We start from the raw sequence: 11,006 nt of genomic DNA, 5'->3' as shown, positions 1-11,006 counted from the left end.
CGTAGTCACCTCATCTATAGTCTACTACTTTGATTGATTTTGTCATTATGAATCTAGCTTTCTGAAAACAAAATTTTCTTCATGCGTTTGGCGTGAGTTTAGGTGAGCTATTCCGCCGTTTATGTAGCTATAAAGGTGTTGAAATTATAGAAGGACATTTAATGCCAGATCATGTTCACATGCTAGTTAGTCTTCCACCAAGAATCAGCGTTTCCAGTTTCATGGGCTATTTAAAAGGTAAGAGTGCTCTTATGATGTTTGATAAACACGCCAATTTGAAATATAAATTTGGCAATCGCCATTTTTGGGCAGAGGGTTATTATGTAAGCACAGTAGGACTTAACGAAGCCACGATTAAAAAATAGATACAGGAGCAAGAGAAACATGACATCGCACTTGATAAATTGAGTGTGAAAGAATACGAAGATCCCTTTAGGGATAATGGCAAGTAATACTAACGCCTCTTTAAGAGGCGAGTGACGAGTCAAAAGCGGTTAGGCTTGAACAAAGTGAAAGAGAGCAGCATAGACGCTGGCTGGTGATATGGGCTTATAGCCCCTGTTAAACCACCCGTTAGACGGGTGGTTATGATTGGTTATTGCTGGCTCTGGAGAACCGTACTTATTCATTAGATTCCCCTTCCCCTTCCTGCATAATCTGGCTATGACTCTTTCTGTGGTCAATAATCTTGCCAGACTGGATGAGGTGCTTAAGGTTGTTGGAGTAATTGTCTGCGAAGACCAGCGCATAGAGGATATCTAGCAGGATGATGATGGAAAGATTGGTGGTGAAGTTACCGATTTTGGAGTAAAATTTTTCGCGAGTGGTCATTGGAAGATGCACCTGGGCGGCCTGAGCCAGTTTAGAATCGCCGATGCTGGTGATAGCGATAGATGGAATGCCGCGTTTTTTTAAGATTTTCTGAATAGCAATCAAGGTCGAATTCTCACCCGAATAGGAGATCAGAATAGCGCAACTGTCTGGTGGCAGATTGAGCGCATGGTAGCGTTCCTCACCAGCTAAATTAGCCAAACTAACCTGCCGGCCGATTCGGTTCATCTTGAGGGCAAAATCTTGGGCAATGAGGAGATTGCCACTCTGAGCAAAAATTGCAAGGTGCTTGGCCTCTAGGAGCAATTGCTGGGCAAGATTCAATGCATGGTGATCCAAAAGGTCTTGCATATCATCCAGTGTCGCATGTGACAGGCCAATAAGTTTGTTGCTGATGGTGATTAGGCTATCTGTGGCAGAAAATGGAAGATTGGGATCGAGACTGACAAAATGCCGTTGTAGGTAGTGCCATTCTTCCAGATAGGCCTTCTTGAAGTCCGACCATCCCTTGAACCCTAGTTTTTTGGCTAGGCGGACCAGTGTTGAAGGCTGGGTAAAATTGGTCTTGGCTAATTTATGAATGGATTGGTGCTCGATCTGTTCGGGTGACGTTAGAAGAAAGCTGGCAACAGTTTCTTCTGCTGGTGAGAAGCGAAAGGTTTCTAATTTTTCTTTGATTAACATAGGTTTACCTCATTGCTATCATATCCAGATTAGGAAAAATTGTCAATAGTGCAAACAGTTTTGCGAACATTGTTTACAAGTCAAACCGTCTTTCGGAACAAGTTTGCCAACACCGTTTGAAAACGCTTATCTTATCTTGTGCTTAATCTTGTAATGGCTTACAATAAAAAGAAAAAGGGAAAAAAAGGAGATTCTAATGGCAAATGGTGTTAAAATTGCAACCATAGGTGGTGGAAGTAGCTACACACCAGAGTTGATGGAAGGCTTTATCAAGCGTTACGAAGAGCTGCCCATTCGTGAAATTTGGTTGGTTGACGTTGAAGAAGGGCGTGAAAAGCAGGAAATTGTCGGAGCTATGGCCCAGCGCATGTGGGATGCATCGCCTTATGATGTCAAGGTATACACGACCCTTGACCGTGAGGAAGCATTGAAGGATGCAGACTTTGTGACCACTCAGTTCCGCGTAGGTCAGCTCAATGCCCGTATCAAAGACGAGCGTATTCCCTTCTCTTATGGATTGCTGGGACAGGAGACCAATGGTGCTGGAGGCATGTTCAAGGCCTTTCGGACCATTCCAATTATCCTTGAAGTGGTGGAAGACATGAAGCGTCATTGTCCCAAGGCTTGGTTGATTAACTTTGCCAATCCGAGCGGTATGGTGACTGAAGCTGTTGTCCGCTACGGCAAGTGGGACCGTGTGATTGGCCTTTGTAATGTACCCGTGACAGCTTGTATGGGCGAGGCTGAGCTTCTAGGCGTCGAGCGTGATGACTTGATTTACAAGTTTGCTGGGGTCAACCACTTCCATTGGCACAAGGTAGCAGATAAAAAAGGCAATGATATCACCGAGGCCTTGATTGACAAGCTTTATGAAGAAAATGAGTCCTTGCCAGCCAACATTCATGATATTCCATTCTACAAAACCCAGCTGAAGCAGATGAAGATGATTCCATGTGGCTACCATCGTTACTACTACCGTGCTGAAGAAATGTTGAACCATGGGCTGGAAGAATTTAAGACAGTAGGTACCCGTGCCCAGCAGGTCAAGGCCCTTGAACAGGAACTCTTTGAACTTTACAAGGATCCAGAACTCAACTACAAACCAAAACAGCTTTCTGAACGTGGCGGTGCCTATTATTCAGATGCAGCCTGTGAAACCATCGCTTCCATCTATGCCAATAAGAATACCGAGATTGTTGTGTCGACCAAGAACGACGGAGCAGTGCCAGACCTACCAGCAGACTGCGTAGTGGAAGTGACGGCGCAAATCGGTGCCCAAGGGGCCAGAAATGTTGCCTTTGGACCACTCCCGACTGCTGAAAAAGGCTGGCTACAGGTCATGAAGGCCATGGAGCTTTTGACTATTGAAGCTGCTGTGACCGGTGACTACGGAACAGCCCTACAAGCCTTTACCATCAATCCGTTAATTCCATCGGGCGCTACCGCCAAGCGTGTCATGGATGAACTATTCTTGGCTCATAAAAAGCACCTGCCACAGTTTGCAGAAACTATTTCTCGCCTGGAAAAAGAAGGTTTGACCATCAAAGACGAATTAGCCCGCCAATTGGCCGAGTAATTGCACCTTTTTAGAGAGTTAGAGACCGTTGACAGTCAGTGCTTGGTAGCATCCTAGTTAAGGTCGGTTTGCCTTTAGAAAAAAATTTCAAATAATTCTTGACAAAGCTAAAAAGCTGGCGTATAATGCTAACTATATCAGAAAAGTAATCTTTAGAGGTTTTCAGGGAGCTTGTGGGTATTGCGAACAAGTAGCACCTAGGGATGAACATTGGGCTGATATCTCATAATGAATTCTAACACATAGGAATTCGGTGCGCACCCCTTACCGTGCAGCTTGTTGTTTGACAAGTCAGAGATGATGGATGACTCTAGATATATTCCATCAATTGAGGTGGCACCGCGGACCTATTCGCCCTCACTTTCCCTTAGGGAGAGTGAGGGCTTTTGCTTGTCTTCAAGTAAGAATGGTACCAGCTTATTGAGGCAAACGGGACGAATTTAGCAGGTCTTAGGCGCAGGTTTGTGAGAGAATCTGCATGGAAAATAGAAAAGAGGTATAGGATGACAGATCACAAAAAAGGTTATTTTGGCGAATTTGGCGGGAGCTTTGTTCCAGAGCCTATTCAGGTATTGCTGGATCAGTTGGAGGCTGTTTTTGAGACCTATCGAGAGGATCCAGAGTTTTTGACAGAATACCGCCATTACCTAAAGGATTATTCCGGGCGTGAAACACCGCTCTACTTTGCAGAAAGTCTCACTAAACATTTGGGTGGTGCTAAGATTTACCTCAAACGCGAGGACTTAAACCACTTAGGCTCCCATAAGCTTAATAATGTGTTAGGCCAGATTCTTCTCGCCAAACGGATGGGGAAAACCCGTGTCATCGCTGAAACAGGTGCTGGTCAGCACGGTGTTGCGACTGCCGCAGCTGCTGCTAAATTTGGCATGGCTTGTGATATCTATATGGGGGCAGAGGATACCAAACGCCAAGCGCTCAATGTTTTTCGGATGGAGATGATGGGGGCTACTGTGCATGCTGTTGAAACTGGCACTCAAACCCTTAAGGATGCTGTTGATGCTGCTTTTGGAGCCTGGATGGCTGATTTGGATGCCTTCTATGTTTTAGGGTCAGCTGTAGGTCCTCATCCCTACCCGAGCATTGTCCATGAGTTTCAAAAAATCATCTCTCAGGAATCGCGTCAACAAATCTTAGACAAGGAAGGACGTCTCCCTGACGCGGTGATTGCCTGTGTAGGTGGCGGTTCTAATGCTATCGGAGCCTTCTCAGCTTATTTGGCGGATAAGGAAGTCCAACTCATTGGGGTGGAGGCTGCCGGTAAGGGCTTAGAAACCGACCTTCATGCGGCGACTATGACCAAGGGACAGGTTGGGATTGTGGACGGCATGAAGACAATTTCCTTGTTCGAGGAAGATGGTTCCGTTTCGCCGGTTTATTCTATTTCAGCTGGTTTAGATTATCCAGGGGTTGGTCCGGAACATGCTTTTCTAAAGGAAAGTGGCCGTGTGGACTATCGCGCAGCGACAGACCAAGAAGCTGTTGATGCCTTGCTCTTGCTATCCAAAACAGAAGGCATTATTCCTGCTATTGAGAGTTCCCATGCTCTGGCTCAAGCCATTTACCTGGCTCCAAAATTGGAAAAAGAAAAAATTATCGTTGTTAACCTATCCGGCCGTGGGGACAAGGATGTTGCGGCTATCGCTGATTACTTAGAAAAAGAATAGGAGATCAACATGAAAAACAAGAAATTACTGGCTGTTTTAGCAGCCTTAGTTATCGTAGTTATTGCGTACCTGGGCTTATCTGGTCAGTCTAAAAATGAGCAGGAAACACCTGCTAAGGCTGGCGACAAGGTTTCCATAGGCGTTTTGCAGTTCGTCACCCACGAATCCCTGGATGAGATCTACCGTGGGATTGAGGCTGGTTTAGCAGAAGGGGGTTATGAAAAAGATGCTAATTTAACCATCAACTTCATGAACGCAGAGGCAGACCAGAACCAGATTCAAAAAATGAGTGAGAAGCTGGCTGCAGATAATAATGCAGCTCTGATCGGGATTGCGACACCAGCAGCCCAAGGGCTTGCTAATGCCACCAAGGACATCCCAGTTATCATGGGAGCTGTAACAGATCCTGTTGGGGCAAATTTGGTCAGTGACTTGAAAAAACCAGGTGGCAATATCACCGGCGTATCCGATGCGACACCGGTGGCAGATACGGTGGAATTGATCCAAGCCATCACACCAGAAGCCAAGACAATCGGTATCTTGTACTCTAGCAGTGAGGACAATTCACTTTCGCAGGTGGAAGCCTTCACCCAAGCTGCTGAGAAGGCAGGCTATACCGTTGTTCCTTACGCAGTTCCATCAACCAATGAAATCAATACGACAGTAGCAGCCATGTTACCTAAAGTAGACGTGGTATGGACCCCGACAGACAATACCATTGCCTCAGCCTTTCCAGCGGTGATCTCCGCAGCCAAGGAAGCTCAAAAACCAGTTTATACCTCGGTTGAGACCATGGTGGAGCAGGGAGGAATCGCTTCTGTAACGCTGAGTCAGTTTGACCTAGGGGTTGCGACAGGTAAGATGGTAGCAAGTATCCTTGATGGGGCAGACCCTGCTACAACACCTGTTGAGATCTTTAGCCAAGGGACCGTTGTTGTTAACCAAAAAGTGGCCAAGGAATTGGGCTTAACCATTCCAGATAGTCTGCTTGAAAAAGCGGCAACTGTCATTGAGTAAGATATCTTTATAAGAGAGAAAAACAATGCTGTCAATCATTTCACAAGGCCTTTTGTGGGCCGTCCTAGGTCTGGGAATTTTCATGACCTTTCGGATCCTCAATTTTCCAGATATGACCATCGAAGGCTCTTTTCCGCTTGGCGGAGCAGTAGCGGTGACCCTGATCACCAAGGGGGTTAGCCCCTTGCTGGCGACTGGGGCTGCTATCTTGGCTGGCTGTCTAGCTGGCTTGGTATCTGGCTTGCTTTATACCAAGGGGAAGATCCCCACCCTCTTGTCAGGGATTTTGGTAACCTCGTCTTGCCATTCCATCATTTTGATGGTGATGGGCAGGGCTAACTTGGGCTTGCTCAACTATCCCGTCCTACAGGATAGTCTGCCCTTTTCCTCTACCGCCAATGAATTGGTTCTGGGTCTTTTGGTGCTGATTCTGGTGATCGGCTTTATGATTACTTTCTTGGATACCCGTCTGGGTCAGGCCTATATTGCGACAGGAGATAACCGCGACATGGCTAAATCCTTTGGCATTAATACCGACAAGATGGAGCTGATGGGGCTTGTCTTGTCCAACGGGATCGTGGCTCTTGCTGGTGCCTTGGTTGCCCAGCAAGAAGGCAGTGCAGATGTGTCTCGTGGCATCGGGATTATCGTGATCGGCCTAGCGAGTCTCATCATCGGCGAAGTTATGTTTAACAATCTGACATTGCTGGAACGTTTGATCACCATTGCAGTCGGCGCCATCGCCTATCAATTCCTCTTTTGGACAGTCATTCGTCTCGGTTTCAATACCAGCTACATGAGGATTTATTCGGCTCTTATTTTGGGAATCTGTCTCGTTATTCCTGAACTCAAGGCAAAATTCTTTAAGGGAGTGAGGCTTACCAGATGACAGCAGTAGTCGAATTAATCAATGCAACCAAACTGGTGAACAATGGCTTTGAGGAACAAAAGGTTATCCTGGATGGCGTCAATTTGACCATTCACGAACAGGATTTTATTACCATTTTAGGGGGAAATGGTGCTGGTAAATCGACCCTCTTTAACACGATTGCTGGGACCCTGCCCTTAAGCAGTGGCCAAGTCCGCATCTTAGGAGAGGACGTGACCAACTGGCCAGCCGAGAAGCGGGCCAAGTACCTATCAAGGGTCTTTCAGGACCCTAAAATGGGCACAGCACCCCGGATGACAGTTGGAGAAAACCTTCTAATCGCTCAGCATCGAGGCGAGAAACGCGGGCTCGTCTCCCGTCGCTTGGCCAGTCACAGCGCTGCCTTTACGGAGCTCTTAGCTAAGACGGGCAATGGGCTAGAAAAACACTTAGAGACCCCGACAGGGCTCTTATCAGGAGGTCAGCGTCAAGCGCTCAGCCTCCTGATGGCTACCCTGAAGCGTCCGGACTTACTGCTTCTGGATGAGCACACTGCGGCTCTGGACCCCAAGACCAGTCAGGCACTGATGACCTTGACCGATCGCTTCGTCAAAGAAGAGCGGCTGACTGCCCTGATGATTACCCATCGCATGGAAGACGCGCTCCAGTACGGCAACCGCTTGATTGTGATGAAAGATGGTCAGATTATGCAGGACCTGACTGCTCAAGAAAAGGCCCAGATGGCCTTGCAAGATTATTATCAGTTTTTTGAGTGAGATAGCAAAATACCAATTGAAAGGATTGAAGACCTGTTTAGAGAGACAAGGTCTTCAATCTTTTTTATGTGACTTTAGTCCGTTTCGCTCCGCAGGTGCGTGACCAATAAACCACCCGCTATGCGGGTGCGCATCGCAGGTTATACCCAAAAAAACTCCAAACGCGATACAATAAAGGTGTTCAAGCCTATTGTAGAGCGAAAGGAGGAGAAAAATTATCCAGTGGATGATTTTTGCCGAAACCTAAAAATAAAAAAGTTGAGGGGCTCAAAAAGCACATCGTTTATCACACACAAAGTGGAATTGTAAATATCACATTGTGTTCACCCCTAAGTATAGACGAAAAGTCATCTATAATCAATATCGAAGCAGTTTAGGAGAGCTATTCCGCCGTTTATGTAGCTATAAAGGTGTTGAAATTATAGAAGGACATTTAATGCCAGATCATGTTCACATGCTAGTTAGTATTCCACCAAGAATCAGCGTTTCCAGTTTCATGGGCTATTTAAAAGGTAAGAGTGCTCTTATGATGTTTGATAAACCCGCCAATTTGAAATATAAATTTGGCAATCGCCATTTTTGGGCAGAGGGTTATTATGTAAGCACAGTAGGACTTAACGAAGCCACGATTAAAAAATAGATACAGGAGCAAGAGAAACATGACATCGCACTTGATAAATTGAGTGTGAAAGAATACGAAGATCCCTTTAGGGATAATGGCAAGTAATACTAACGCCTCTTTAAGAGGCGAGTGACGAGTCAAAAGCGGTTAGGCTTGAACAAAGTGAAAGAGAGCAGCATAGACGCTGGCTGGTGATATGGGCTTATAGCCCCTGTTAAACCACCCGTTAGACGGGTGGTCATGATTTAATTGAATTATTTTACGATCGTGATGACCATAAAAGTATGCTAGTTCAAATAATTTCATTTGTAATATTAATATATTAAAATTGAAAAAATTAATATTTTTGGATAATTTAATTAAATTAGTCCATTGTTTCATTTTTAAAAATGGTATAATCCGAATGTATTTATTTATCATATAAGTAGGAAAGAGGTGGCTTCTTCTATAATAATTGATAACAACTCGTCGGCTATGGTTGACCAAATCAGCAACCATATTTAATTAAATTGGTTCTAACCAATAACGGAGAAATGGAACTAAATGAAGAACAAACAAGCAAAACATTATGAAAAACGTGAGTACTTCTCACTCAGAAAATTTAAACAAGGCCTTGCTTCTGTTACGATTGGAGCAGCTTTGTTTGCAAGTGTCGCCTATGTAGCCCCTGGATTGGGATTGCTCCCTTCTGTAGTCTATGCTGCGGAAGAAACCTATGCCCTAAGTAGCGTCTGGAATCTCTCCGGCAATATCAATACAGGCTATGTTTTTCCGGAAGATAGAGGGGCAGCCTATTCATCTGCCCAAACAACCATTACCACGGAAGATGGGAAATCTGTCGGTGTGACTGCCAGTATCGGGATGATCAACACTTCACCTGAGGGGACAGCTTACTTGGTAGATGGAACTAACCAGGCACGCTATCGTGCAACGTCAGACATGTTCGTTGGGAACCCAACTCCAAGCCAAATGCCGGCTTTAGGCATTTTTGTTCAACCTTCTCCATCAGAAGGTGGTGGTGGTGCTTGGACTAACAAATACAACTTTAATGGTGTACATGATACTGCTGAAATTACCTTTACCTTTGATCAGCCTGTTACAGATCCGATTCTAGATCTTTCAGGTATTGGGGGGAACTCCCAAGGGAGTGGAAGAGGTTCCTTTAACAACACGGTCATGACCCTCTTGACAAGAGGAGTGACGTTGGAAAAAGCTAGTGAGGGGGCCAACCTCTCAGTATCAAGTACAGTCATCCAAGTCAATGAAAAAAATACCGATGCCTTTTCAATTCCTGAGCCCAATTTTGGAGATGGGACTAATGTCTCACCAAATTTTGCTCCAGCAGGGACAGGTTCTGTTCGATTGAAGGGAACCTTTACTAGCGTTACTTTTAAACTAAGCCACCAGGCTATTCCTTATTCAGCCTTCTCATCTGCTCAGTACAACACTGGTTCAGATTATTTTAGGAATGATATTTACCTTTCAGATGGTATCAACGGCTTGAACAAGCATTGGAGCGATAACTATACACCTGTTGGAACTATTGACAACTCTGACTTGTTCCGTGTTTCCTTCCGCTTACCAAATCAGCTTCCAGGCTCTGTTGAAGTGCAGTATGTTGATACAGAAGGAAATGTCATCGGAACAACCTTTAAGGATACTGATAATCAGCCATCAGGTACTGCATATGATACAACAGCTGACACTGGTGAAGTATCGTCTGAACAGACAAAAGAGCGTCCGTCAGTCATTACTAAGGATGGTAAAACTTACAAGCTAGTTGCAAAAGAAACAACTGTGCCGGTCGGTACAGTAAATGCCGATGGTAGCCTTGCGACGACAAACCTTGATTTTGGAACGGATGCCCCAACAGGTTCTATCGAAAGTGGCAAAACGAAAAAGGTAACCTATGTTTACGAAGAAGTCAAGCCAGGCGGTCAAGTAGACGCTCGCTACGTTATCGAAGGGACAGAAACTGAAATCGCAGATGACAAGTCTGTTAAACCAGCCGACAGCCCAGTAGGTGAGAACTACACCGACACGCCACCAGCTACCATCGAGAAAGATGGCAAGACCTATGAATTGGTTCGTACCCGAGAGAATGAGGGAGACGCTCCAAGCACAGGTAGCGTAACAGAAGAAGTGCAAACCATCACTTACGAGTACAAGGAAGTGGTTAAGCCAGGCGGTCAAGTAGACGCTCGCTACGTTATCGAAGGGACAGAAACTGAAATCGCAGATGACAAGTCTGTTAAACCAGCCGACAGCCCAGTAGGTGAGAACTACACCGACACGCCACCAGTTACCATCGAGAAAGATGGCAAGACCTATGAATTGGTTCGCACCCGTGAGAATGAGGGAGACGCTCCAAGCACAGGTAGCGTAACAGAAGAAGCGCAAACCATCACCTACGAGTACAAGGAAGTGGTTAAGCCAGGCGGTCAAGTAGACGCTCGCTACGTTATCGAAGGGACAGAAACTGAAATCGCAGATGACAAGTCTGTTAAACCAGCCGACAGCCCAGTAGGTGAGAACTACACCGACACACCACCAGCTACCATCGAGAAAGATGGCAAGACCTATGAATTGGTTCGTACCCGTGAGAATGAGGGAGACGCTCCAAGCACAGGTAGCGTAACAGAAGAAGTGCAAACTATCACTTACGAGTACAAGGAAGTGGTTAAGCCGAAAGGTTCCGTCCTTGTTCGTTACATCACAGAAGATGGTACTGTTCTTGAAGGCCCAAGCGACGTGGTTCGTGATGGCGAAGTAGGCTCCAACTATTCAACAACTCCGAAAGAGTTCCCAGGTTATGTTCTGGTGAAGGTAGATGAGACCGGAGCTCCATCAACTGGTACAGTTGAAGAGGGTGAGAAGACCGTTACTTATATCTATAAGAAGGTTGAAACACCAGCACCGACTCCAGATCCTAAGACCGGTTCCGTCC

At 45.7% G+C, this 11,006-nt stretch carries 8 protein-coding genes and 2 pseudogenes; 8 read left to right on the top strand and 2 right to left on the bottom strand.

The features are described 5' to 3' along the window. Positions 1–98 precede the first annotated feature (98 nt). A pseudogene (gene tnpA / locus ABID29_RS11925) lies at positions 99–452 on the top strand (IS200/IS605 family transposase); the annotation flags it as partial. A 42-nt stretch (positions 453–494) separates the two neighbouring features. Here tnpA (ABID29_RS11925) and ABID29_RS11920 read toward each other — a convergent pair. Beyond that, positions 495–629, bottom strand: a complete 135-nt coding sequence (locus tag ABID29_RS11920; protein WP_354366337.1) for a hypothetical protein — start codon at positions 627–629, stop codon at positions 495–497. After that, the gene (locus ABID29_RS11915) at positions 622–1,515 is read right to left on the bottom strand and encodes a MurR/RpiR family transcriptional regulator (protein ID WP_354366336.1); all 894 of its coding nucleotides are present in this window, start codon (positions 1,513–1,515) and stop codon (positions 622–624) included. Before ABID29_RS11915 ends, ABID29_RS11920 begins: the two co-directional genes overlap by 8 nt. Positions 1,516–1,711: 196 nt before the next feature. Here ABID29_RS11915 and ABID29_RS11910 point away from each other — a divergent pair, with 196 nt between their 5' ends. The 7 genes and pseudogenes from ABID29_RS11910 to ABID29_RS11880 form a co-directional block, all read left to right on the top strand. Continuing rightward, positions 1,712–3,091: a 6-phospho-beta-glucosidase gene (locus tag ABID29_RS11910; protein WP_354366335.1), complete on the top strand. Its 1,380-nt coding sequence runs from the start codon at positions 1,712–1,714 to the stop codon at positions 3,089–3,091. Positions 3,092–3,594: 503 nt separating this feature from the next. Then, on the top strand, positions 3,595–4,776 hold the full coding sequence (gene trpB, locus ABID29_RS11905; protein WP_354366334.1) for a tryptophan synthase subunit beta: 1,182 nt from the start codon (positions 3,595–3,597) through the stop codon (positions 4,774–4,776). Between the two features lie 9 nt (positions 4,777–4,785). Beyond that, positions 4,786–5,793, top strand: a complete 1,008-nt coding sequence (gene trpX, locus ABID29_RS11900; RefSeq protein ID WP_354366333.1) for a tryptophan ABC transporter substrate-binding protein — start codon at positions 4,786–4,788, stop codon at positions 5,791–5,793. 25 nt (positions 5,794–5,818) lie between these two features. After that, a complete protein-coding gene (locus ABID29_RS11895) occupies positions 5,819–6,682 on the top strand; it encodes an ABC transporter permease (RefSeq protein ID WP_354366332.1) in 864 nt (287 codons plus the stop codon). After that, positions 6,679–7,437, top strand: coding sequence for an ABC transporter ATP-binding protein (locus ABID29_RS11890; protein WP_354366331.1), 759 nt, complete (start codon positions 6,679–6,681; stop codon positions 7,435–7,437). Before ABID29_RS11895 ends, ABID29_RS11890 begins: the two co-directional genes overlap by 4 nt. A gap of 316 nt (positions 7,438–7,753) precedes the next feature. Beyond that, positions 7,754–8,164 (top strand): annotated as a pseudogene (tnpA, locus tag ABID29_RS11885) (IS200/IS605 family transposase). A 438-nt stretch (positions 8,165–8,602) separates the two neighbouring features. Beyond that, positions 8,603–11,006: MucBP domain-containing protein (locus tag ABID29_RS11880; RefSeq protein WP_354366330.1), on the top strand; the 2,404-nt coding region annotated here is incomplete at its 3' end.

The organism is Streptococcus rupicaprae, assembly GCF_040545225.1.
GTDB classification, from domain to species: domain Bacteria; phylum Bacillota; class Bacilli; order Lactobacillales; family Streptococcaceae; genus Streptococcus; species Streptococcus rupicaprae.
Note: the sequence above shows the minus strand (reverse complement) of the source record. Positions and strands in the feature narration are given on the sequence as shown.